This window comes from Duganella sp. HH101 (genome assembly GCF_001758795.1).
Taxonomy (GTDB): Bacteria; Pseudomonadota; Gammaproteobacteria; order Burkholderiales; family Burkholderiaceae_D; genus Rugamonas; species Rugamonas rivuli.
This window is the reverse complement of the sequence record NZ_LRON01000002.1, coordinates 456,563-480,176: the sequence shown is the minus strand read 5'-3', so window position 1 is coordinate 480,176 and position 23,614 is coordinate 456,563. Positions and strand designations below refer to the sequence as shown.

The following is a 23,614-nucleotide window of genomic DNA, read 5'->3' as shown; positions in this document are numbered from 1 at the left end:
GGGCGGCGGCCCACACGCTGTGCGTCCGCTAGCTGCGGGTGGTTTTGCGCAAACGGTAGGTGTCGAGTATAACGGCGAGAATAATCACCACCCCGGTGATCATCTGCCGCACGAAATCGCCCACCTCGATCAACACCAGGCCATTGGCCAGCACGCCGATGATGCAGCCGCCCAGCAGCGTGCCGATGATGGACCCGCGTCCGCCGGCCAGGCTGGTGCCGCCGATGACGACGGCGGCGATGGCGTTCAGTTCGAAGCCCACGCCCAGGATGGGGCTGGCCACCGTCAGCCGCGTCATGTACAGCACGGCGGCGATGCCGACGGCGGCGCCGCAGATGGTAAAGGCCAGGATCTTGTAGCGGAACACATCGTGCCCGGCCAGGCGCACCGCCTCTTCGTTGTTGCCGATGGCGTAGATGATGCGGCCGAACACGGTGCGCGTGAGCACCAGCCACGCCAGGCCCACCAGCGCCAGCGCCACCAGGAACAGCGCCGGCATGCCGGCCACCGTCGCCGTGCCGAACTCGTTGAACAGGTCGGGGAATTCATAGATCGAGCGGGCGTCGGTCCATTGCAGCGCGGCGCCGCGCGCCACGTACAGCATGCCCAGCGTGACGATGAAGGACGGCACGCCCCAGCGGCTGACCACGCAGCCGTTGATCAGCCCGCACACGGCGCCGACCGCGATGCTGGCCGCCACCGCCAGCGCGATCGCCATGCCGACGCTGAGGCTGTCGAGCTTGAGCACGGTGCCGGCCACCACCGCGCACAGCGCGGTCAGCGACCCCACCGACAAGTCGATGCCGCCGATCAGCACCACGAACGTCATGCCGACCGCCAGGCAGATATTGATGGCGATCTGGGTGAAGATATTGCTGACGTTGTCGGCCGTCAGGAACAGCGGCGACAGCATGGAAAACACGGCGACCAGCAGCAGCAAGGCCAGCGCGATGCCCGATTCGCGCACCAGTGCGCGCAAGCCGGACGGCAGCAGGGTGGCGGGATAGGCCGGCGCGGCGACGGCGCTGTCAGACGGTTTCGACATCGGGTTCTCCAGAGTGCATCAGTTCGCTGTATGCGAGTTCAAGAATGCGGGTTTCATCAAAGTCATCGCGGCCCACCTCGCCGGCGACGCGCCCGCGCGACAGCACCACGATGCGGTCGGCGATCTCCATCAGTTCGGCCAGGTCGGACGAGGCCACCACCAGCGCCATGCCGCCGTCGGCGGCCGCCAGCAGCAGGCGGTGGATCTCGGCGCGCGCCACCACGTCGACGCCTCGGCTAGGCTCATCGAGCAGCAGCACCGCCGGCTCGCGCAACAGCCACTTGCCGAGCACGACCTTCTGCTGGTTGCCGCCGGACAGCGTGCGCGGCGCCTGCTCGACGCCGTGCATGCGGATGTGCAGCGCCCGCGCCATGGCCTCGGCGGCCTCGCTTTCGCGGGCGCGCTGTAGCCAGCCGGCGCGGGCGTTGCGCTCCAGCGTGGCCAGCGACAGATTGGCGCGGATCGGCATGTCGAGCAACAAGCCCTCGCCCCGGCGGTCTTCCGTCACCAGGCAGATGCCGTGGGCGATGGCCTCGGCCGGGCTGCGCACCCGCACCGGCACGCCGTCGCGCAGCAGCCGGCCGGCCTGCATGGCGTCGGCGCCAAAGATGGCGCGCAGGGTTTCGGTGCGGCCGCTGCCGACCAGGCCGGCGATGCCGACGATCTCCCCTTTGCCCACCGCGAAGTCGATGGTCTTGCCCTGCCCCTGCCCACGGAAGCGCAAGCCGTCGACGCGCAGCGCGGGCGCGGCGGCGGCGGCGTCCGGCCGCACGCGGGCCGGCAGCGCCGGCACGTCGCAGCCGGCCATCAGGTTGACCAGCTTGCGCGGCGTGAGGGCGGCGATCGGCTCGGTCGTCACCGAGCGGCCGTTGCGCAGCACCGTGACGCGGTCGCACACCGCGAACAGTTCCTGCAAATGGTGCGATACAAACAGGATCGCCACGCCGCTGTCGCGCAGGCGGACGATCAGGTCCAGCAGGCGCGTGCTTTCGCGCGCGGTCAGCGTCGCGGTCGGCTCGTCCAGCACGATGATGCGGCTGGCGCCGGACAAGGCCTTGGCGATCTCGATCAACTGGCGCTGGGCGATGCCCAGCGTATGAACGGTCTGGCCGGGCGAGACATCATCCAGCCCCACCAGGCTCAACAGCTCGCTGGTGCGGCGGTGCAGTTGCGCCCGGTCGATCAAGCCGAAGCGGGTGCGCGGCAAGGCGGAAAACAGCAGGTTCTCGGCCACCGTCAGGTGTTCCAGCATCAGCAATTCCTGGTGCACCACGCGGATGCCGCTTTGCATGGCGTCGAGCGGACTGTGCGGGCAATACGGCACGCCGGCCAGCGCCATGCTGCCGCCGTCCGGCGCCACCGTGCCGGACAGCACCTTGATCAGGCTGGACTTGCCCGCGCCGTTTTCGCCGGCCAGCGCGTGAACGCTGCCGGCATACAGGTCAAGGTCAACGCCGTCGAGCGCGATCACGCCCGGATAGCGCTTGCTCACGCCGCGGATGCGCAGCGCCGGCGTGTCGGCCTGGGTGTCAATGGCAGCGGGCATGGTGGCGGCGGCCTACTTCAGGTCGGCGGCTGTGACCAGCGCGACCGGCGTCTTGACCCAGCCCTTGAGCGGCACGCCGGACTTGCGCGCCTTCAGGCCGAGGTCGATCGCATTGGCCGCCATCTCGGCGCCGAACTGGTCCACGGTGGCCAGCATCCTGCCCGACTTGATCAGCGGCCGCACGGCCGGGATGTTATCGAAGCCCACCACCTTGATCTTGCCGCTCTTGCCGGCCGCGTCGATGGCTTTGACGACGCCCACCGCCATCGAATCGTTGGCCGCCATCACCCCCTTGATATCGGGATGGGCCGTCAGGATGTTGGTGAACACCTGGTTGGCCTCGTCCGTTCCCCACATGGCGCTGCGCGACACCACCAGGTTCAGGCCGTGCTGCTTGACCGCGTCCAGGAAGCCGGCCTTGCGCTGCTGGCCATTGTCGGCGCCCGGATTGCCTTCGATGATGACCACCTTGTCGCCGGGCTTGAGCGCCTTGCCCAGCGCATCGCCGGCCAGTCTGGCGCCCTCGCGGTTGTCCGGGCCGATGAAGGCGAGCTCGATGCCGGCCTTCTTCTTGGCGGCCTCGTCCAGCGCGACGTCGATGTTGATGACCATGATGCCGGCCTTGAGCGCCTTGACCACCGGCGCCACCATGGCCCGCGAATCGGCCGGCGCCAGCACGATGATGTGCGACTTTTGCACCGTCATGCTCTCGACGGCCACCACCTGGGAATCGACGTCGGTCTCGTCCTTCATGCCGACCGCCTTTAGATCAAAATCGCCGCGCTTGACCTGGTAGGCCCGCGCGGTGTCGGCCATGTTCTTGAAGAACTCGTTGGACAAGGACTTCATCACCAGGCCGACGCGCGGCTTGTCCTGTGCCTGCGCCGGCGCCAGCGCCAGCAATGCCGCAGCAACGGCCACGACCATCTTGAATTTGTAAGCTACCACCTGACATCTCCATCGAAAAATGCATCTGCCTGACAGGACGCGCAAAAAAGAAAACGTTTGCGCAAACGTTTTCTACGGTAGCTATTCGTTTATCGATTGTCAAGAAAATCTCGGCGAATTCTGCCCGGCGCCCGATTTTGGCACGGCCGCGGCAGATTTTCGATGTTTATATTGACAACTTTAAATAGCTAGTCTACCTTGGCAAACGTTTGCGCAAACGTTTGCTTTGCAATATTTCAAAACCGCCAACATGCTCGATAGCGGTACTTCACCATCTTGACTACGACGGAGACTGGCAATGAACACAGGCGAAAAGAGCGTCCCCACCATCCTGGCACGGCGTCTTGCCGCCTGCTGGCCGGCGCTGGCCCTGTGCGCGCTGCACGCCGCCCGGGCCGCGGAAGCGCTGCCGTTCGCGGTGCGCGAGAGCCAGCTCACCGGGCCTGCGCAAATGGACCTCGGCGAACCGGACTGGCTGGCGCGCCTGAACAACTGGAAGCGCGACACCGCGAGCGCCCAGCCCTCATGGCTGGCGGCCATGCAGGACTGGCGCACCAGGCACCTGGCTAAAATCGGCTACGACGATGCGCAGTACCGGCGCCCGGAACTGCGCTGGACGCAGAAGAATTTCATCCAGACCCAGGCGATGATCGAAGACCGCTACCTGTACGATCCCGTCACCCGGCGCTACACGGTGCAGCGCTTCCTGGACGACCTGAAGCGCCGCTACGGCGGCATCGACAGCGTCCTGCTGTGGCCGCTCTACCCGAACATGGGCATCGATCACCGCAACCAGTGGGACCTGCTGCGCGACCTGCCGGGCGGCGTGGCCGCCACGCGCCAGATGGTGCAGGAGTTCCAGCGCCAGGGCGTGCGCGTGTTCTTCCCGACGCTGCCGTGGGACGGCGGTTCGCGCGATCCGGGCATGGCGCCGGCCGACGCGACCGCCCTCCTCATGGCCGAGGTCGGCGCAGACGGCATCAACGGCGACACCATGAACGGCCTGCCGCAAGCCTACGCCGACGCCGCCGCCAAGACCGGCCACGCGCTGGTGCTGGAGCCGGAACTGTCGTTCAAGGACGACGCCATGCTGGCCAACAATCTCCAAAGCTGGGCCTACTGGGACGGCTCGCCGGTGCCGCTGGTGAGCAAATGGAAGTGGCTGGAACCGCGCCACATGCCGCACGTCAGCGATCGCTGGGCCACGGACCGCAGCAACACTTTCCAGGCGGCCTTCTTCAACGGCGTCGGCGTGCAGAGCTGGGAAAACGTCTGGGGCTGGTGGAACCGCATGACGCCGCGCGACGGCGAAGCCCTGCGCCGCATCTCCACCATCTACCGCGCCGTGCCGGAGCTGCTGGTGAGCGCGCAATGGACGCCCCATGTGCCGACGCTGCACTACGGCGTCTACGCCAGCCGCTTCCCCGGCGCCGGCCGCAGCCTGTGGACGCTGGTCAACCGCAACGAGTTCAACATCGACGAAGGCATCCTGCGCATCGACCATCGCGCCGGACAGCGCTACCTGGACCTGTGGCACGGCCGCGAACTGCAAGCGCGCATCGATGGCGGCCAGGCCGTGCTCGACCTGCCGCTCGAAGCGCGCGGCTACGGCGCGGTGCTGCAATTCGAAGGCGCGCAGATTCCGGCCGACGTCGCTCCCCTGCTGGCGACCATGCGCGCACTGGCGCAAAAGCCGCTGCAATCGTATTCCGGCAACTGGGAATTCCTGCCGCAGACGGCGGTCCCCATCGCCGCCACCGGGCGCGCCGGCCAGGCGCCGGCCGGCATGGTCGGCGTGCCGGCCGGCAGCTTCGACTTCCGCGTGACCGGCATCGAGATCGAAGGCGAAAACCGGCCCGGCATGGACGTCCAGTATCCGTGGGAAGACGCGCCGCGCCGCGGCCACTTCCGGCGCATGCAGCTGGCCGCGTTCTACATCGACCGCTACCCTGTCACCAATCGCGAGTTCCAGCGTTTCGTCGACGGCGCCCGCTACCGTCCGGCCGACGCCCACAACTTCCTGCGCCACTGGCAAGACGGCGCGCCCCGCCCTGCCGAGGCGAACAGCCCCGTCACCTGGGTGTCGATCGAAGACGCCCGCGCCTATTGCAAGGCCGCCGGCAAGCGCCTGCCCCATGAGTGGGAATGGCAGTACGCGGCCCAGGGCAGCGACGGCCGCCTCTACCCCTGGGGCAATGAATGGAATGCCGCGCTGGTGCCGGCGCCGTCGTCGGCGCGCGAGCTGCCGCCGCTGCCGCCGGTCGGCCAGCATCCGCAGGGCGCCAGTCCGTTCGGCGTCGAAGACATGGTCGCCACCGTGTGGCAATGGACCGATGAATTCCAAGACGCGCATACCCGCACCGCCATCCTGCGCGGCGGCAGCTTCTACCAGCCTGCCGGTTCGCACTGGTACTTCCCGCAGGCGCGCAAGCTCACCGAACACGGCAAATACCTGCTGATGGCGCCCGCGCGCGACCGCGCCGGGGCATTGGGTTTTCGCTGCGTGCAAGACGGTCGCTGATCCTGGCCACATAGATGAGGTAATTTTTTGTCCACCGCCAACAGACTCACTCAGTGAGCGGCGGTACTTTTTTAGGGGATAACTCAACACCAAATTGGAAAGCTTTCCATAGCAGACGCGTCAGCGGTTTGCGCGTCTGAATCTTATCGATTACATCCACATCATTCACGGAGTCTGCTTTGCAAACCTTCAATTCCCAGCGCGCCCATCGCCGCGCCCACAATCTGTTCAGGCTGAACCCCATCGCCGCCGCCTGCGCGGCCACCGTCCTGCTGTGCGGGGCGGCCCACGCCCAGCAGGCGCCAGCCGAAGCCGTCAGCGCGGCCGAGCCGGCCCCCGCCGCCAACACCGTCATCGTCAAGGGCCTGCGCCGCAGCCTGGAAGACTCGCTGACCGTCAAGCGCGGCAACACCTCCATCGTCGAGGCGGTGTCGGCCGAGGACCTGGGCAAGCTGCCCGATTCCAGCATCGCCGAGGCGCTGGCCCGGCTGCCCGGCGTGACCGGCGAACGCGGCGGCGACGGCAATGTGGACCGGGTATCGGTGCGCGGCATGTCGCCCGAATTCTCCAGCACCCTGCTCAATGGCCGTGAGATGGTCAGCTCGGGCGAATCGCGCGCCGTCGAGCTGGATCAGTTCCCTTCCGAGCTCATCGGCGGAGCCGTGGTCTACAAGACCCCGGACGCCGCGCTGATCGGCCAGGGCCTGGCCGGCACCATCGACCTGCACACGCGCCGCCCGCTGGCCACGCGCGGCCGCGAAGTCGCGCTCAACCTGCGCGCCGAAAAGAATTCCAACGGCACCCTGGTCAGCGACGTCGCCTCGCCGATCGGCAAGCGCTTCAGCGCATCCTACATCGACCAGTTTGCCGACAACACCATCGGCGTGGCGCTGGGCCTGGCCCGCCTCGACCGCGGCAGCCAGATCAAGCGCACGCAGACGGCCAACTTCCGCGACCAGATCGGCATCCCCATCGACGGCGCGCCGCCGCAGCAACAGCCGGCCAACGGCTACAACCGCGCGCTGCTGCCGCTGTTCTGGGACACCACGGCCAACACCAAGCGCAGCACCCGCACCGGCCTGATGGGCGTGCTGGAGTACAAGCCCAACCGCGACCTGCACAGCACGCTGGATTTCTACTACTCGCGCTTCGACACCAAGGAAGTGGGCGTGTTCTTCCGCGAGAATATGTACAACGCCTACGGCGCCGCCGCCAACCGCATCACCTTGAGCAATGTCGGCACGACCCAGGTCGGCCGCAACACCTATGCCACCACCGGCACCGCCGACAACCTGAGCTTCGTGATCGGCAACGCCGAAACGCGGCGCCGCGACAGCATCGCCGCGCTGGGCTGGAACACCGAACTCAAGCTGGCCGACAAATGGAAGGGGATCGCCGACCTGAGCTTCTCGCGCGACAAGCGCGACGAGGAATACGATGAAGTCTACGGCGCGCCGTTCAACAAGGCCATCAACAACTGGCAGCGCAGCGCCTTCAGCTGGAACATCCCGTACGACGGTTCCGCGCAATCGTTCACGCCGGTCAATCCCAACACCTTCAAGGATACGGTGCTGGGCGACGCCCACGGCTACCATACCAGCGACGCGCCGGCCTGGGCCGGCGGCGTGCGCACCCGCCCGCTCAAGGACGAGCTCAAGACGCTGCGCCTGAGCGCCAAGCGCGACCTCGACGGCCCCTTCCGCAGCATCGACCTGGGCCTGAACGTCACCAAGCGCGACAAGGTCATCACCAACGGCGACACCCTGCTGCTGCTCGCCTCCGACGGCAAGGGCGGCTATGTGCGCGACGTGCCGGCATCGGCAGTGCGCGACCCGATCGACATGTCATGGGCGGGCCTGGGCTACGTGCCGCGCATCAGCGCGCCGGACGTGGTCGCCAGCGGCGTGGTCTCGAACAAGGATCTGTTCGGCGGCAAGGCAAGCAATGACTACGGCGTGCACGAACGCATCTCCACCGCCTACGCCAAACTCGACCTCGACACCGCCGTGGCCGGCTACGAGATCCGCGGCAACCTCGGCATGCAGGCGGTGTACTCCAAGCAAAACTCGGACGGCTTCGAATACCGCGGCAACAACGTCACGCCCGATCCCAAGCTGGTGTTCCCGCACTCGGGCGGCGCCAGCTACCGCAACTTCCTGCCCAGCCTGAATCTGATCGCCGACTTGAAGAACGACTGGGTGCTGCGCTTCGGCCTGGCCAAGACGATGGCGCGGCCGAATATGCAGCAGCTGCGCGCCGGCACCAGCACGCCGAGCATCATCGACAAGCCGGGCGACCACTACGGCGAATGGACCGGCGCTTCCGGCGGCAATCCCGAGCTCAAGCCCTGGCTGGCCAACGGCACCGATCTGTCGCTGGAAAAGTATTTCGGCAAGCGCAGCTACGTGGCCGCCGCCGCCTTCCACAAGAAGCTGCTCAGCTATGTGTTCGACGGTACCACCGAGCGCGACAACAACTTCCTGCCGCGGCCATCGACGCTGCCGGCCGACATCGTGGTCCAGCGCTACGGCTCGTACACGCGCCCGGTCAACGGCAACGGCGGCGCGCTGCATGGCCTGGAACTGTCGGCCGCACTGGGTGGGGAATTGCTGAGCAAGTCGCTGGACGGCTTCGGCGTGATCCTCGGCGCCTCTCGCCTGGGCAGCGATCTGCAGGACAAGGCAGGCAACGAAGTCAAGCTCGACGGCTTGTCCGGCACCGCCTTCAATGCCACGGCCTACTATGAAAAGAACGGCTTCTCGGCGCGCGTGAGCGAGCGCTACCGCGCACCGTTCACGGCGACGTCGACCGATGTCTACCTGCAGAAATTCATCAGCGCGCACTCGGCCGACCGGGTGGTGGACATGCAGCTGGGGTATAACTTCGAGACCGGCCCGTACAAAGGCTTGTCCATCCTACTCCAGGCCAACAACCTGCTCGACACCCAAGTCACCTACTACAGCAACGTCGGTGGCGGCCCGGACCCTGATCAACTGCGCCCGCGCTACACCAACCGCTTCGGACGCCAGTTCCTCATCGGCCTGAACTACAAGATGTAAAGACTTAAGCCTCGCTCTGCTTGACCGGCTGCGCCTTGTGCGCAGCCGCGAAGTCCGCATACCCCTTCTGCACCAGCTCGTAGGTCTTGTCGATATTGCTGGCGATGTCGCCGTTCAGCACCTTCAGCCCGTCGAGCACGCCGCGCGCCTCCTCGAAGCCCTGGTCCACGCCTTTTTTCAGCGTTTCCATGAACTTGTTCAGCACCGCATCGCCCTCTTCGCCGGGATGTTGCTGCTTATACGCTTCGTAAAACGCCGTCGACAGCGATACAATGCGGCTCGCCGTGCCTTCCGGCGTATTATCCTGCGATACCGCGTTCTGGATGGCGTTGTCGCCGAAATCGTCCTTGAGCGCCTCGTTGATGCCGGTAAGCGCCGTTTTCAGCAGCACCGACAGCGGTTCGTTGGAAGAATTCAGCGAAACCGTCAAGGAAGCTTGTACGATGGACACGTTCAATTGTGCCTTGGCCTTGGCGGCGACCGACACATTGCTGTCGTCCCTGGCCTGGACCGGTGCGCTGGACGTGGCAGCCGTACTGCCCGATGTTGCCGATACTGGAGTCGCCATGATGTTGCTCCTGATGGAATATCCTGTAATTATCGGCAGATTTAAGAATAACTGTAGCCCCCTTGACCGCACCTATGACCACACAGACCTTTCTCTGGCACGACTACGAAACCTTTGGCGCCCAGGCGCGCCGCGACCGCCCGGCGCAATTCGCCGCGATCCGCACCGACGCCGAGCTGAACGAGATCGGCACGCCCATCATGTTGTATTGCAAGCCGGCCAATGATTTCCTGCCGGATCCGCAATCCTGCCTGATCACCGGCATCACGCCGCAGCAGTGCCTGGAACGGGGCGTGCCCGAGCACCAGTTCGCCGCCACCATCGAGCAAGCCTTCTCCAAGCCGGGCACCATCGGCGTCGGCTACAACACCATCCGCTTCGACGACGAGATCACCCGCTTCATGTTCTGGCGCAACCTGATCGACCCGTACGCGCGCGAATGGCAAAACCAGTGCGGCCGCTGGGACTTGCTGGACGTGGTGCGCATGACCTACGCGCTGCGCCCGGAAGGCATGGAATGGCCGATGCGCGAGGACGGCAAGCCCAGCTTCAAACTGGAGCACCTGGCCAAGGCCAACGGCCTGCTGCACGAGGCGGCGCACGATGCGCTGTCCGACGTGCGCGCCACCATCGCGCTGGCCCGCCTGATCCGCGCAAAGCAACCCAAGCTGTTCGACTTCTGCCTGGCGCTGCACAAGAAGGACCGCGTGGCCGACGAGATCGGCATGCACCTGGCGCCGGCGCTGCGCGCGCCCTTCCTGCACGTGTCCGGCATGTTCCCGGCCGAGCGCGGCTGCATCGCGCTGGTGTGGCCGCTGGCCACGCATCCGACCAACAAGAATGAAGTGATCGTCTGGGATTGCACCTACGATCCGACCGAACTGTTCACGCTGGACGCCGACACCATCCGCACCCGCATCTTCAGCCGCGCCGATGCGCTGCCGGAAGGCATGACGCGGCTGCCGGTCAAGAGCATCCACCTGAACAAGTCGCCGATGCTGGTGTCCAACCTGAAGACGCTGTCGCCGGCGATGGCGGCCAAATGGGGCATCGACCTGGAGCAGGGCAAGGCGCACGCCGCGCTGGCCGCGGCCGGCCGCAATATGGACATCGTGTGGGAACAGGTATTCCACCGCCCGGCCGGCGCCGAGCTCGATGTGGACGAGGATCTGTACAACGGCTTCGTCGGCAAGGAAGACCGCCGCATGCTCGACACGCTGCGCAAGGAAACCCCGGCCCGGCTGGCCACGGCGTCGCCGTCGTTCAGCGATCCGCGCCTGCTGGAGCTGCTGTTCCGCTACCGCGCGCGCAACTTCCCCGAGACTTTATCGGAAGGCGAGATGGAGCATTGGGAACAGCACCGCGCGGCGCGCTTCTACGAAGGCGCCGGCGGTGCGCGCAGCATCGACCAGTTCTTCGGCGAGATCGACCATCTGCAACAGGATGCCGATGAGCGTGCCGAACAGATCCTGGCCGAGCTGTACGAGTACGTGGAGCTGATCGCTCCAGCGCACTAGGCCGGCTTAGGCGCGATGCTGGTTGATGGCGTCGCGCGTTTCCAGCGCCACGCGGCGGGCGGCGGCGGCGAAGTCTTCGCCCGCCTGCGGCGCCGCGTACAGGATCGCGCGCGAGGAATTGATCATCATGCCGGCGCCGGCGGCCGTCTTGCCGGACTTGACGGTGGCCGCGATATCGCCGCCCTGCGCGCCGATGCCCGGCACCAGCAGCGGCATGTCGCCGACGATCGCCCGCACCTGCGCCAGCTCTTCCGGGAAGGTCGCGCCGACCACCAGCGCGCACTGGCCGTTGGCGTTCCACTTCTGCGCCACCAGGCGCGCCACGTGCTGATACAGCGGCTGGCCGTCGACGTTCAGGAACTGCAAATCCGAACCGCCGGCGTTCGACGTGCGGCACAGGATGATGACGCCGCGGTCGCTCCACTCCATGTAAGGCTCCACCGAATCCGAACCCATGTACGGGTTGACGGTGACGGCGTCGGCGCCGTAACGGTCGTAGGCTTCGCGCGCATACTGGCGCGCGGTGGCGCCGATGTCGCCGCGCTTGGCGTCCAGGATCAGCGGAATATGCGGATAATTGTCGCGCACGTAGTGGCAGATTTTTTCCAGCTGGGCTTCGGCGGACAGCGCCGCGAAGTAGGCGATCTGCGGCTTGAACGAGCACGCCAGGTCGGCGGTCGCATCGATGATTTCGCGGCAGAAGTGGTAGATGCCTTGCGGGTCGTTCCGGAACTGCGCCGGCAGTTTGTCCATGTCCGGATCCAGGCCCACGCACAGCAGCGAGTCGTTGGCCGTCCAGGCGGCAGATAATTTGTTGATGAAAGTCACGACGCACCCTTAGCTTTTGTTGCAAACCCTCTATTGTAACGCGCCCGCATCGGGCTGTTAAAATTTGCCCTCTCTCCTTAGAAAGCACATCCCATGAAACTCTCGAATAAAGTCGCGATCGTCACCGGCGCCACCCAGGGCATAGGCCTGGCCTGCGCGCAGCGCCTGGTGGCCGAGGGCGCCAAGGTCATGCTGGTCGACATCAAGCCCGAAGGCGCGGCCGCCGCCACCACGCTGGGCGAGTCCGCCCGCTTCTTCGCCGCCGACGTCAGCCAGAAATGCGACGTCGACGCCCTGGTGGCCGCCACGATGGCCGAATTCGGCCGCATCGACATCCTGATCAACAACGCCGGTGTCACCCACGCCGCCGACTTCCTCGACCTCAGCGAGGACGATTTCGACCGCGTGCTGCGCATCAACCTCAAGTCCATGTTCCTGTGCGGCCAGGCGGTCGCGCGCCAGATGGTCAAGCAGCAGAGCGGCTGCATCATCAACATGTCCAGCGTGAACGCCGAACTGGCCATCCCCAACCAGGTGCCTTACGTGGTGTCCAAGGGCGCGATCAACCAGCTGACCAAGGTGATGTCGCTGAACCTGGTCACGCACGGCATCCGCGTCAACGGCATCGGCCCCGGCACCATCCTGACCGAACTGGCCAAGCAGGCCGTGATGGCCAGCCCGGAAGCGCGCAACACCATCCTGTCGCGCACGCCGATGGGCCGCTGCGGCGAACCGGAGGAAGTGGCGTCCATCGCCGCCTTCCTGGCCAGCGACGACGCCAGCTACATGACCGGCCAGACCCTGTACGTGGACGGCGGCCGCCTGGCCCTGAACTACACGGTGCCGGTCAAATAAAGAGTTATACGCATTATTGATGTCTGGTATCTGAAACAACAATTAGACACATATCTCGGAGACCCCCATAATTACACCTGTCTCCACTATTCTCCTCCAAGAAAATAGTTTTAAGCCCGCTTTAACCAGCGGGCTTTTTTTTTGCTCGCCGTCATGACGGCGTCATATTCGCTTCCTATACTGGTCACATCTTCAGTACATGCAACCGATAGGCATGACGGAAGAAAGGTGCACCGGGGCTCCGGTGCACCACTCCCCCTTCCCCGCACTGCATGGTATTGTCTGGTTCATGATCAAACAATTCCTTCTGACCAATTCCCACGCCCGGCTGCGATACTGGACCGCCATCGTCCTGTACCTGCTGATCCTGATACTCGGCTCGCTGCCCGGCGCCCGCCAGGACATCGGCCAGGTCGCTTCCGGGCTGATACTGCATTCGCTGGCTTATGCAGGACTGACTTTCTTGATTTTCACCGGCGGAACCGGCAGCCTGAGGCTGCGGGCCGGCAAGGCCGTGCTGACCATCGCCCTGATGGGCGCGCTGGACGAATACGTGCAAAGTTTCTTCCCGTACCGCCACGGGACCGTGTCCGACTGGCTGGTCGACTGCAATGCTGCGGTACTGACGGCCTTGTTCATGTACTGCTTGTGGACCCGTTATCGCATCCAGCCGTCAAACTGACATTCCCGGCGCGCTCCCCGGGCCTGCCCACTGCCAACTCCACATCCAGGCGCATCTGCTGTAATTGCTCGGCTTTGGCCACGCGTACCAACTCGTGCAATGAATGTGTCAATAAATGCCGGCTACGCGGGTCCGGCGCTTCTCCACAGGTTGAGTTAATTAATTCTTCGATAATAGTGTCTGTCACGCGTGTCAACATATCGATATCCTTAAAAGTGATACCCAACAATTATTGCGTGCGAGTAGCACGCCGCAATTGATGTATATCAACTGCCCCGGGATGTGAAGGGAACAAAACCGCGCGCTTGTCCTCTGAATCAAAAGGCTAGCCTTTTTGATGAGTGACCACGGGAGAATGAAATGAACACAAACAGAAATAGCATGATCGCGTTGACCATCCTGGCATTGGCCGGCTGCGCGTCGGAGCGCAGCGGCGAGCCCAATGCGAACAGCACCACCGGCACGACCGGCAACCAGAGCAGCACCACCGGCACCACCGGCACGACCGGCAACCAGAGCAGCACCACCGGCACCATGACCAGCGGCATGACCGGCACCGTCGCCCCCAGCAGCGCATCCACCGGCACCACGGCGCAGACGGGCTACGGCGTCGTACAAGCCATCGACCAGATGCAGCGGCAGGAGGTGGGCGCCGGTCTCGCGGGCGCGGCGGCGGCAGGCGGCAGCGTCGGCTTACCGACGGACAAAGTCTATCGCGTCACCGTGCGCCTGGACGACGGCAGCACGCAGATGGTGGTGGCCGACTCCATGCCCAGCTACAAGATCGGCGACCGCGTGCGCTACAACAACGGCATGGTGAGCAGCTACTAGTACAGCTGCTCGACCTGGTAGCCGCGCCGCTTGAGCAGCTGCGGCAAGCCATCCTCGCCCACCAGATGCAGCAGGCCGACGCCCACAAAAGCGACCTGGTCCTGCTGCAGGATGCGCTCGATATTGCTGGCCATTTCGGGATTGCGCTTGCCCAGCAACACCCGGTTCATGAAGCCGGCGGAGATCGTGTCGCCGCTGGTGGCGGACTGCCACGCCGCATGGATGCCCGGCGCGTCGGCCGCGCTCCAGGCCTCGATCAGCGCGGTGGATTTTTTCAGCGAGGCGCCATCGGCCAGCTCGGCCAGGTTCTCCAGCAGATACTGCTCCTGCTGGCGCTCGTCCAGCGTATCGAACAGGCTGAGCTGATAATCGGCGCTCTCCAGTTCGCGCACGGCCTTGTCCTGGTTCTTGGCCGCCGCCAGCAGCGCGTACTCCACCGCCTGGCTGCGCTGGAAGCCATGCACCTCCATCTCCGCGCCGATCAACAGGTTGGCGATCAGCCACGGCTTGTACTGCTGCACCGATTGCAGCGACATGCCGGCCCGCGCCAGCGCCTGCACCATCAGGCCCAGCGCGGCAGGCGACAGATGATGCTGGACCATGTCGCCCTCCGGATAGCGGCCATGGCGCGCCAGCGCCAGCTGGAACGGCGCATCCTGGCGGATATCCAGCTCGATCACCAGCGCGCTGGCGTCGCGCAGCGCGCGCGTCACCACCGGATCCAGCGGATAAACGCCGTCCCTGCCCACATGGATGGTGCCGAACAGATAGCCGGTCTTGCCATCGTGCGTGATCCGGTACAGCTGGCCGCGATGCGCGGACGTCGCAGGCTCGACCACACCGGCCGCGAACGCCATCTGACAGCAGCAGATCAACAGGCTAAATAGAATGGCAATTTTCTTAGGCATGAGTTTCCCCGCGATAGCAGGGCATGCCATCGAACGAATAAAAAAGGAATATGGGAGGAGTAAGGCGAGGCGCGTTACTGTTTCCAATGGTAAATCATGACCACGCGCGGGGAAATATTTTTTTAACCTTCGCCGAGAATATCGGCAAAATAAACACAGTTAAATAGCAGCTCAATAATAAAAATACTGTTTAAATGATTATTAATTATCGGATTATCACGACTTAAGGCGCCGCCAGCGCGCTACGCGCATTCTGTGTATGCTTACTGGTCCATATCGGCCGGACAAGCACCATGATTCCATTTTCCATCCTCGATCTTTCCCCCATCGCCGAAGGCAGCAATCCTTCCGCATCGTTCCGCAACACGCTGGACCTGGCGCAGCACGGCGAACGCTGGGGCTACCAGCGCTACTGGCTGGCCGAACACCACGGCATGCCCGGCATCGCCAGCGCCGCCACCGCCGTCGTCATGGCCCACGTGGCCGGCGGCACCTCGACCATCCGGGTCGGCGCCGGCGGCATCATGCTGCCGAACCACGCGCCGCTGGTGATCGCCGAACAGTTCGGCACGCTGGAAGCGCTCTACCCCGGCCGCATCGACCTCGGCCTGGGCCGCGCGCCCGGTTCCGACCAGACCACCGCGCGCGCCCTGCGACGCAACCTCGACAGCGACGCCGACGCCTTCCCGCAAGACGTGCTGGAACTGCAAGACTATCTGTCCGACACGCCGCGCCAGCGCGTGCTGGCCGTGCCCGGCAAAGGCGCCAAGGTGCCGCTGTGGATTTTGGGCTCCAGCACCTTCGGCGCGCAGCTGGCCGCGCACATGGGCCTGCCGTTCGCCTTCGCCTCGCACTTCGCGCCGCAGATGATGCAGCAGGCCATCGCCCTGTACCGCGGCAATTTCCAGCCGTCGGCGCAACTGGCGAAGCCGCACGTCATGCTCGGCTTCAATGTGTTCGCCGCCGACAGCGACGAGGAAGCGCACTACCGCGCCACCTCGATGCAGCAAGCCTTCGTCAACCTGCGCACCGGCAAGCCGTCGCAGCTGCCGCCGCCCAAGGCCGGCTATCTGCAATCGCTGGGGCCGCAGGAAAGGGCGATGCTGGACGCAGTGCTGTCCTGCTCGGCCATCGGCGCGCCGGACACCGTCAGCCGCCAGCTGCAGGAATTCATCGCCCGCACCGGCGCCGACGAGCTGATGATCACCTCGCAGATCTTCGACCATGGGCAGCGGCTGCGCTCCTATGAAATCGCCGCCGAAGTGCGGCAGGCGCTGGTGCGCGCGTGAGCCCGCCCCACGCCCAGCGCGACATTTCGCCAGGCATGGTCTGGCTGTTCGCCACCGCCACCGGCCTGATCGTCGCCAACCTGTACTACGCGCAAACGCTGATCGGCCCGATCAGCCGCGCCACCGGCCTCGACCCCGGCGCGGCCGGCCTGATCGTCACGCTGACGCAGATCGGCTACTGCCTCGGCCTGCTGTTCATCGTGCCCTTGGGCGACCTGCTGGAAAACCGCCGCCTGATCTTCATCGCCCTGCTGACCACGGCGCTGGCCCTGCTGGCGGCCTCGCTGACCAGCAGCGCCACGCTGTTCCTGCTGGCGGCCTTCTGCATCGGACTGGGTTCGGTGGCGGCGCAGATCGTGGTGCCGTTCGCCGCCCACCTGTCGCGGCCCGAGACGCGCGGCCAGACCGTGGGCAAGGTGATGAGCGGCCTGCTGATGGGCATCATGCTGGCGCGTCCCGTGGCCAGCCTGGTGGCCGATGCGCTGAGCTGGCATGCGATCTTCGTCATCTCGGCGGTCGGCACCACCGCGCTGGCCTTCCTGCTGCGCGCGCGCCTGCCGCAGCGGCAGCCGGATTCGGGCCTGCACTATTTCGCCTTGCTGGGATCGATGTGGCAGCTGCTGAAGACCACGCCTGTTTTGCGCCGCCGCGCCGCCTACCAGGCCTGCATGTTCGGCGCCTTCAGCCTGTTCTGGACCAGCGTATCGCTGGAGCTGACCGGCCCGCGTTTCCAGCTGAGCCAGACCGGCGTCGCCATCTTCGCGCTGGTGGGTGTTGCGGGAGCGATCGCCTCGCCGATCGCCGGCCGCCGCGCCGACCATGGCAAGAGCCGCTCCACCACCGCTGTCGCGCTGACGCTGGGTGCGCTGGCCTTCGCCCTGCCCCTGCTGATCCACGCCGGCCGGCTGGTCGACCTGGGCGTGCTGGTGCTGACCTCCATCGTGCTGGACATGGGGGTCTCGGCCAACCTGGTGACAGGGCAACGGGCGATCTTCGCCCTGCCGGCGGACATCCGCAGCCGCCTGAACGGGCTCTACATGGCCTTGTTCTTCATGGGAGGTGCGCTGGGATCATCGCTGGGCGGCTGGATGTTTGCCGCGCACGGCTGGAGCGGCGTGCTGTGGGCAGGCCTGGCCTTCCCCGTCACCGCGCTGTGCGTATTCGCCACCGAATAACCTTGGGGTCAAGTCTGACATTTGGACACGAGCTCTGCCGTAGCGCCAGCTACGGCAGAGCTCGTGTCCAAATGTCAGACTTGACCCCAGATTGTTAGTGCGACCAGAGGCGCACCTGCCCCTGCAGCGACACGGTGCCATTGATGTTGAGGCTGCCAAGGTTGCCGGTGACGGGCGCGTTCGGATCGCTCTGCACGCTCAGCGATTCGAAGCCGAAGTTGGTGTAGCGCACATAACCCGGCAAGCCGATGGCGATGTAGTCGCCGCCGCCGTCGGTGCGCGTCTGCACGCCCAGGCTGACGGCAAACATGTCCACCGTGCCGCGCACATTCTTGAACACGATGTAGCGGTTCTGCCCGTCGCCCTTGAAGCCCAGCGACAAACGGCTGTCGCTGACCGCGCCCACCAGCGTCGGATCGTTCAGCGAAATATGGGCCGCGAAGCTGATGCCGTCCTGCCCGCTGACCCTGGACAGCTCGGCGTCGTCGAGCGCCTGCAACGGCCCCGCCTGCGACACACCCGCCGCCAGCATCATCCACAGGAACAGAGCGCGCGCCATCAGTGCTTGAACTTTATGTCGAGATACTGGATCTGGATCGAGCCTATGCGCGAGGAGCCAAGATCCACCGTCGGCTGCCCCGGGCTCACGAAGGAAATATTGTCGACCACGACGCCGCCGGCCGGCGCCACGCCGCTGCCGTAGCGCGCATCCGGCCAGTCGATACCGATGTGCAGGCGCGGACCGGTCTCGTCGTTGAGCGCATTGATCACCGCCGGCTGCGACGCCACATTGGCCAGCATCCACGGCGTATTGTTGAACACGCCATTGCCATCGACGCCGCCGATGTGCACGCCGCTCAGCACCATCGCCTCGGTGGCGTCGTTGCGGCCGCGCGGCTGGAACGACAGCTTGCCGATATCCATGCGCAGCGCCGCACCGAAGGCCACGCCGTCATTGACTTGCGGCGTGGAGAACTGCAAGCCGCCGCCTGAAAACACCAGATCCTTGATGACCACGCTGCCCTGCTCACGCGTGACACCATCCGCCGTCACGCCCCAATCGTAGGCGGCCTGCCAGCGCTGGTCGGCATTGACGTTCAGCGGAAAAGCGATGTTGATGACATCGGCCAGGCCGGGCGCACCGGCCACGATATCGAGCTTGTAGGGATCGGAAAACGGCAGCGGATTGTCGCTGCGCGACGCGCTGAATTTTTCCACGTACAGGCTGGAGCCGACCGGCGTGGTGTAGCTCACGCGCGCATCGCCGCTCATGGCGAAGCCGTTCAGGTCGAAGCTGACGCCATCGCGCCCGCGCACCGTCGATAGGGCCGCGTCATTCAAGGGCTCCATCGCCGGCGCCGGCGCGCACACGGCGGCCAGCAGCATCAGCAAGGAAGCGCGTGCGACCGTCATCAACGGCCCTTCGGCAGATTCGGCGGCACCAGGCCGGACGTGTTCAAGGCTTGCAGCTTGTCGCGCCAGTTCATCCAGATGCCGGCCTGCGCCGCATCGGTGGCCGGCACGCCGGCGGCGGTCGGAAACTGCACGCCGGTCTTCAATACGGATATCCAGAAATCGCGGCTCGGTCCGGCGGCGTCGCCGGCCGTCACGCCGCCCAGCTGCGCCAGCGACAGGCAAGGCGCGGTGCATCCGCCGTCCCAGCGCTTGCCGCCGCCGAGCGTGTCGGTGCGCGAATCGAGCACCACGCCGGTGCCGTCGGCCGCCAGGCCCGTCACCCGCATCGAGCCCGACAGGCTGTTGATCTTCATGCCGATATCGCCGCTGATGCCCTCGAAGCCGAAGCGCATGCCCACCGCTTCACGCGAGGCGCCATCGGCCGCGTTCTTGTACACGAATTCGAAATAGGGATTGCTGATGTGGACCAGGCGCTGCGCCTCGGTGCCATCGCTGCGGCCGAATTGCAGCAGGCCGATGTCGAGGTCGGCGCCGCTGCCGTTGCGCGGGGCGTAGGCGTATTCGCCCAGGCGCATATAGCGCAGGTTGGCGCTCAGCGTGATGTCGGCGTCCAGCGCGACCTTGCTGAAATCAAAGCCGCCCAGGCTGGTGTTGGTGAGCGCGACCAGACCTTGTCCACGCGTGTTGGACAGTTCTTCTTCGCTCAACGGTTGCATTTGCGCCGAAGCCGTCAGCGTGCAGCAGGCCAAAGCCGCGCACAGCCACAGCGAACGCAGGGAATAGAAGGGGCTCATGATGTGGGAAACAACAGCCGCGGGCGCGGCTGTTGTTGCTCAGCTGATTAGTGAGCGAAGATCCAGACGGTGGTGCCGCGCATGTCGATCTGGTTCATGGCAACCGAACCGAACGATGCTGCGCTGTTGCCCATTTTGATCGCGTCAACCGACACGTTCAGGTAGTGGCCGTCAGCAACCACGCTCGCCGGGATAGCGATCTGCACGACGTCGCCGCCGGTAGCTGGGTTGTAGAAGGTGCCTGGGTTGGTCACGCCAGCGGCGCCGGCAGCGGCCAGGAAGGAGTTTTTCGACAGGATGTCGATGTTGGCGGCGATCAGGCCGTTCACTTTGATGCCGTTGAAGCTGACCGAACCGCCACCCATGCCGTTCGCGTCCAGCGCGTCGGTGTCGGTGTAGGTGAACGAAGCGATCTTGATGTTCAGGTTGGCAGCGATCGACACGCCGTCCTGGCCGCTGACGGTGCTCAGCTCTGCGTCTTGAATCGGGGTCATGGCCGATGCCGAGAAGGCCAGGGTTGCCAGGGCTGCTGCTGCTGCGGTTTTGATGAATTGCATGTGATCGTCTCCGTGAGGTTTTGGTCTAGGTATTTGTGTTTTTTTCAATGCTACGTAACCATCTTAGGGCTACGGTATTGCAAGCGTCCAGCATGCCGCGCTGACTTTTCAGGCCAAGCAACAGACCCTGCGAGCCAGCGCGGACGACTCCGGATTAGTGCGCGAAGATCCAGACGGTGGTGCCGCGCATGTCGATCTGGTTCATGGCGACCGAACCGAACGAAGCTGCGCTGTTGCCCATTTTGATCGCGTCGACCGACACGTTCAGGTAGTGGCCGTCAGCAACCACGCTCGCCGGGATGGCGATCTGCACGACGTCGCCGCCGGTCGCTGGGTTGTAGAAGGTGCCTGGGTTGGTCACGCCAGCGGCGCCGGCGGCGGCCAGGAAGGAGTTTTTCGACAGGATGTCGATGTTGGCGGCGATCAGGCCGTTCACTTTGATGCCGTTGAAGCTGACCGAACCGCCACCCATGCCGTTGGCATCCAGCGCGTCGGTGTCGGTGTAGACGAACGAGTCGATCTTGATGTTCAGGTTGGCAGCGATCGACACGCCGTCCTGGCCGCTGACGGTGCTCAGCTCTGCGTCCTGGATTGGGGTCATGGCCGATGCCGAGAAGGCCAGGGTTGCCAGGGCGGCTGCGATTGCGGTTTTAACGATTTGCATTTTTTATCTCCGAGTTGTGTTTGAAATTTTTTGTCCGGGCTCACGTTCGGCAGGCTGGTCCTGGGCTCCGGGTAGGAGCCTCGGCGCCCTGTCCGGTGCCGTGAAAATCTTAATATTTGACTATTAATTGAGTCCATCATATGAGTCGCCGCCGACGCCGGTCCAGCGTGGCGCGCTGACTTGGAAAGCCAACAACGTGGCCTAGCGAGCCATACAGAGTGGGGACGCGGCGTGTGGTAGTTATGGCACGCTTGTTGTCAAAAGGTTGCGCCGATTCGTCGCCAAAGCGCCGCGCCATTAGCATAAGATCGCCAAAAATATTTAGAGTCACGTTTCTAAAAAAACAGATGCTCGGTTTTGGCAAACCATGCGTTAATTAATTACAAGAAAAGAAAGACGAGTTGTCGCCTTAATAAAGCACGACCGTTCTAATTAAGAATATTGGAGACAAGATGACCATCACGATGGGGCGCCCGACGCCTCTGGGCGCAGCTTACGCCCGCAGTTTGTGCCCGCAGTCCCGCCGGCATTTTTATCGCGCGCGCCCAAGCGTGCTCTCGCGCGCGACGCGCGGGGGATGACGCCATGCTGATGATCCTGCTCGGCATCATCGCCGCCGCCATCGGCGGCGCCGGGGCCATGTCCCGCCACGAACCGCTGGACCGTCCCAAGGACCAGTTCGAAATGCCGCAGACCCTGCTGGGCGGCGGCGCCTACACGCAATCGGTGACGATGGAGCCGTTCTCCGAGCTCAAGTACAAACACATCGTGCGCCAGGCCTTCGACTTCAGCTGCGGCTCGGCCGCGCTGGTGACTATCCTCAACTACCACCTGGGCGTCATGGTCAACGAACAGCAAGCCATGGAAGGCATGCTGGACAAGGGCGAAAAGGAAAAAATCATCGAGCGGCGCGGCTTTTCGCTGCTGGACATGAAGCGCTACGTCGGCTCGCTGGGCCTGTCGGGCGCCGGCTTCAAGGCCGAGATCAAGGACTTGATGACGCTGGAAGAACCGGCCATCGTGCCGATCGACTACGCCGGCTCCAAGCACTTCGTGGTGTTGCGCGGCATCCGCGGCGGCGTGGTCTACATCGCCGACCCGTCGGCCGGCAACATCGCCTTCTCGGTCGAGGAATTCGCCCGCTGGTGGGACAAGAACACCCTGTTCATCATCTCCCCGGCCAAGGGCCAGACCCCGGTGGCGCAACTGGCGCTGAACGACCAGGAGCTGGCCGTGGCCGACATGGACCGCGTCACCGGCAAGGGCCGGCAGGACGGCCTGTCCAACGCGGCCCAGCTGTTGCTGCGCGCCGTCAACACGGGCGCCGCCGGCACCTGGATGCATCGCAATTAACCCCCACAGCAGCGCCTACTCTCTCAAGGATGACCAAGATGATTTTCCGTACCCTGCCTATCGCCGCAGCCATTGCCGCCACCCTGCTGGCGCTGCCCGCTTCGGCGCAACAGACTCCTCCCGCCAGCGCCGACGCCGCGCGCGACGCGCTGGCCAAGAAGGAAGGCGAAGGCGACCAGAGCGCCCTGCTGAAGCAGACCCTGACCGCCGTCGACAAGCAGTACAGCCTGATCCGCCGCAACCAGCTGGCCGTCACCTACGACGTCAACTACTCCTACGTCGGCGAGGAGCGCATCGTCACCGACCTGGCCAACGGCAGCACCACGCTGTTCAACATCGAGAACACCAGCTCGCACAGCATCACCAACACCTTCTCGGCCGACTACGGCCTGCTCGACAACCTGACCGGCAACGTCACCCTGCCCTTCATCTCGCGCTACTCGGACAACAACCTCTCCAACGGCGCCTCCAACTCGCTGGGCGACATGTTGCTGGGCGCGCGCTGGCAGCCGTTCGAGGCGCGCCGCGACACGCCCAACCTGACCGTCACCAGCAACTTCCGCCTGCCGACCGGCCGCAGCCCGTTCAAGATCATCGCCGGCAGCGGCGAAGCCACCGGCAGCGGCGTGGCCGCCTTCACGGCCGGCATCAACATCAACAAGATCGTCGACCCGGTCGCGCTGTTCGGCTCGCTGAACTACACCGCCAGCCTGCCGGCCAAGCATCTGTACCAGGTCAACGGCACCCGCATCCTGACCCGCGTCCAGCCGGGCGGCACGGTCGGCTTCGGCATGGGCTTCGCCTGGGCGCTGTCCTACGGCATCTCCACCACCATCTCCTTCCAGGAAGCGATTTCGGCCGGCTCGAAGCTGCGCTTCGCCGACGGCCTGGAAGCCAAGACCCATATGCAGACGTCCAGCATCCTCAACATGGGCGTCGGCTACCGCATCTCGCCCAAGACCACCGTCAACGTCTCGGTCGGCATCGGCCTGACGCCGGACTCGCCCAACCTGACGGTGGGCATGAACATCCCGCTGAACTTCTGACATGCGTAGCCA

At 64.9% G+C, this 23,614-nt stretch carries 21 protein-coding genes; 10 read left to right on the top strand and 11 right to left on the bottom strand.

Features of this window, described 5'->3' with window-relative positions; translation table 11 throughout:
• Nucleotides 1–28: 28 nt before the first annotated feature.
• Genes DUGA2_RS04835 through DUGA2_RS04825 form a run of 3 tightly spaced genes read right to left on the bottom strand, consistent with a single transcriptional unit; the run spans nucleotide 29 to nucleotide 3,539 of the window.
• The gene (locus tag DUGA2_RS04835) at nucleotides 29–1,045 is read right to left on the bottom strand and encodes an ABC transporter permease (RefSeq protein ID WP_083296207.1); all 1,017 of its coding nucleotides are present in this window, start codon (nucleotides 1,043–1,045) and stop codon (nucleotides 29–31) included.
• A complete protein-coding gene (locus tag DUGA2_RS04830; protein ID WP_070267543.1) occupies nucleotides 1,029–2,591 on the bottom strand; it encodes a sugar ABC transporter ATP-binding protein in 1,563 nt (520 codons plus the stop codon). Before DUGA2_RS04830 ends, DUGA2_RS04835 begins: the two co-directional genes overlap by 17 nt.
• A 12-nt stretch (nucleotides 2,592–2,603) precedes the next feature.
• A complete protein-coding gene (locus tag DUGA2_RS04825) occupies nucleotides 2,604–3,539 on the bottom strand; it encodes a sugar ABC transporter substrate-binding protein (RefSeq protein ID WP_229214589.1) in 936 nt (311 codons plus the stop codon).
• Nucleotides 3,540–3,837: 298 nt separating this feature from the next.
• On the opposite strand from DUGA2_RS04825, the gene DUGA2_RS04820 reads away from it, so the two are divergent.
• Both DUGA2_RS04820 and DUGA2_RS04815 read left to right on the top strand, forming a co-directional pair.
• Nucleotides 3,838–6,060 (top strand): SUMF1/EgtB/PvdO family nonheme iron enzyme, encoded by a 2,223-nt coding sequence (locus DUGA2_RS04820; protein WP_083296206.1) that lies wholly within the window; start codon nucleotides 3,838–3,840, stop codon nucleotides 6,058–6,060.
• Nucleotides 6,061–6,239: 179 nt separating this feature from the next.
• Complete coding sequence (locus tag DUGA2_RS04815) at nucleotides 6,240–9,119, top strand: TonB-dependent receptor (RefSeq protein ID WP_168167759.1); 2,880 nt, start codon at nucleotides 6,240–6,242, stop codon at nucleotides 9,117–9,119.
• A gap of 4 nt (nucleotides 9,120–9,123) precedes the next feature.
• Here the strand turns inward: DUGA2_RS04815 and DUGA2_RS04810 are convergent, their stop codons facing one another.
• The gene (locus tag DUGA2_RS04810; protein WP_070267542.1) at nucleotides 9,124–9,687 is read right to left on the bottom strand and encodes a DUF5610 domain-containing protein; all 564 of its coding nucleotides are present in this window, start codon (nucleotides 9,685–9,687) and stop codon (nucleotides 9,124–9,126) included.
• 74 nt (nucleotides 9,688–9,761) lie between these two features.
• Here DUGA2_RS04810 and sbcB point away from each other — a divergent pair, with 74 nt between their 5' ends.
• Nucleotides 9,762–11,204, top strand: coding sequence for an exodeoxyribonuclease I (sbcB, locus tag DUGA2_RS04805; protein WP_070267541.1), 1,443 nt, complete (start codon nucleotides 9,762–9,764; stop codon nucleotides 11,202–11,204).
• Nucleotides 11,205–11,210: 6 nt separating this feature from the next.
• On the opposite strand, the gene pyrF is transcribed toward sbcB, so the two are convergent.
• A complete protein-coding gene (pyrF, locus tag DUGA2_RS04800) occupies nucleotides 11,211–12,032 on the bottom strand; it encodes an orotidine-5'-phosphate decarboxylase (RefSeq protein ID WP_070267539.1) in 822 nt (273 codons plus the stop codon).
• A 93-nt stretch (nucleotides 12,033–12,125) separates the two neighbouring features.
• Here pyrF and DUGA2_RS04795 point away from each other — a divergent pair, with 93 nt between their 5' ends.
• From DUGA2_RS04795 to DUGA2_RS04785, 3 genes are all read left to right on the top strand, one after another.
• Nucleotides 12,126–12,887, top strand: coding sequence for an SDR family NAD(P)-dependent oxidoreductase (locus tag DUGA2_RS04795; RefSeq protein WP_070267538.1), 762 nt, complete (start codon nucleotides 12,126–12,128; stop codon nucleotides 12,885–12,887).
• 289 nt (nucleotides 12,888–13,176) lie between these two features.
• Complete coding sequence (locus tag DUGA2_RS04790; protein ID WP_070267537.1) at nucleotides 13,177–13,569, top strand: VanZ family protein; 393 nt, start codon at nucleotides 13,177–13,179, stop codon at nucleotides 13,567–13,569.
• A 381-nt stretch (nucleotides 13,570–13,950) separates the two neighbouring features.
• On the top strand, nucleotides 13,951–14,400 hold the full coding sequence (locus DUGA2_RS04785; protein ID WP_168167758.1) for a hypothetical protein: 450 nt from the start codon (nucleotides 13,951–13,953) through the stop codon (nucleotides 14,398–14,400).
• Here the strand turns inward: DUGA2_RS04785 and DUGA2_RS04780 are convergent.
• Nucleotides 14,397–15,308, bottom strand: coding sequence for a TraB/GumN family protein (locus DUGA2_RS04780; RefSeq protein ID WP_070267535.1), 912 nt, complete (start codon nucleotides 15,306–15,308; stop codon nucleotides 14,397–14,399). The two genes, DUGA2_RS04785 and DUGA2_RS04780, sit on opposite strands and share 4 nt — an antisense overlap.
• A gap of 293 nt (nucleotides 15,309–15,601) precedes the next feature.
• On the opposite strand from DUGA2_RS04780, the gene DUGA2_RS04775 reads away from it, so the two are divergent.
• Both DUGA2_RS04775 and DUGA2_RS04770 read left to right on the top strand, forming a co-directional pair.
• Complete coding sequence (locus tag DUGA2_RS04775; protein ID WP_070267534.1) at nucleotides 15,602–16,597, top strand: LLM class flavin-dependent oxidoreductase; 996 nt, start codon at nucleotides 15,602–15,604, stop codon at nucleotides 16,595–16,597.
• A 35-nt stretch (nucleotides 16,598–16,632) separates the two neighbouring features.
• Nucleotides 16,633–17,772: an MFS transporter gene (locus DUGA2_RS04770; protein ID WP_070267532.1), complete on the top strand. Its 1,140-nt coding sequence runs from the start codon at nucleotides 16,633–16,635 to the stop codon at nucleotides 17,770–17,772.
• A gap of 94 nt (nucleotides 17,773–17,866) precedes the next feature.
• On the opposite strand, the gene DUGA2_RS04765 is transcribed toward DUGA2_RS04770, so the two are convergent.
• From DUGA2_RS04765 to DUGA2_RS04745, 5 genes are all read right to left on the bottom strand, one after another.
• Nucleotides 17,867–18,331 (bottom strand): hypothetical protein, encoded by a 465-nt coding sequence (locus DUGA2_RS04765; RefSeq protein WP_070267531.1) that lies wholly within the window; start codon nucleotides 18,329–18,331, stop codon nucleotides 17,867–17,869.
• A complete protein-coding gene (locus tag DUGA2_RS04760; RefSeq protein ID WP_070267530.1) occupies nucleotides 18,331–19,185 on the bottom strand; it encodes a DUF6160 family protein in 855 nt (284 codons plus the stop codon). The genes DUGA2_RS04765 and DUGA2_RS04760 overlap by 1 nt, the downstream gene beginning before the upstream one ends.
• Complete coding sequence (locus DUGA2_RS04755; protein WP_070267528.1) at nucleotides 19,185–19,982, bottom strand: hypothetical protein; 798 nt, start codon at nucleotides 19,980–19,982, stop codon at nucleotides 19,185–19,187. Before DUGA2_RS04755 ends, DUGA2_RS04760 begins: the two co-directional genes overlap by 1 nt.
• A 47-nt stretch (nucleotides 19,983–20,029) precedes the next feature.
• Complete coding sequence (locus DUGA2_RS04750) at nucleotides 20,030–20,539, bottom strand: DUF6160 family protein (protein WP_008445902.1); 510 nt, start codon at nucleotides 20,537–20,539, stop codon at nucleotides 20,030–20,032.
• Nucleotides 20,540–20,693: 154 nt separating this feature from the next.
• A complete protein-coding gene (locus tag DUGA2_RS04745; protein ID WP_070267527.1) occupies nucleotides 20,694–21,203 on the bottom strand; it encodes a DUF6160 family protein in 510 nt (169 codons plus the stop codon).
• Nucleotides 21,204–21,788: 585 nt separating this feature from the next.
• Between DUGA2_RS04745 and DUGA2_RS04740 the strand changes: the two genes are divergently transcribed.
• Entirely contained in the window at nucleotides 21,789–22,556 is a 768-nt protein-coding gene (locus DUGA2_RS04740; RefSeq protein ID WP_070267526.1) for a C39 family peptidase, read from the top strand.
• 38 nt (nucleotides 22,557–22,594) lie between these two features.
• Nucleotides 22,595–23,602 carry a transporter gene (locus DUGA2_RS04735; protein WP_070267665.1) on the top strand — a complete coding sequence of 336 codons (1,008 nt, stop codon included), beginning with the start codon at nucleotides 22,595–22,597 and terminating at the stop codon, nucleotides 23,600–23,602.
• The last annotated feature ends 12 nt before the right edge of the window (nucleotides 23,603–23,614 follow it).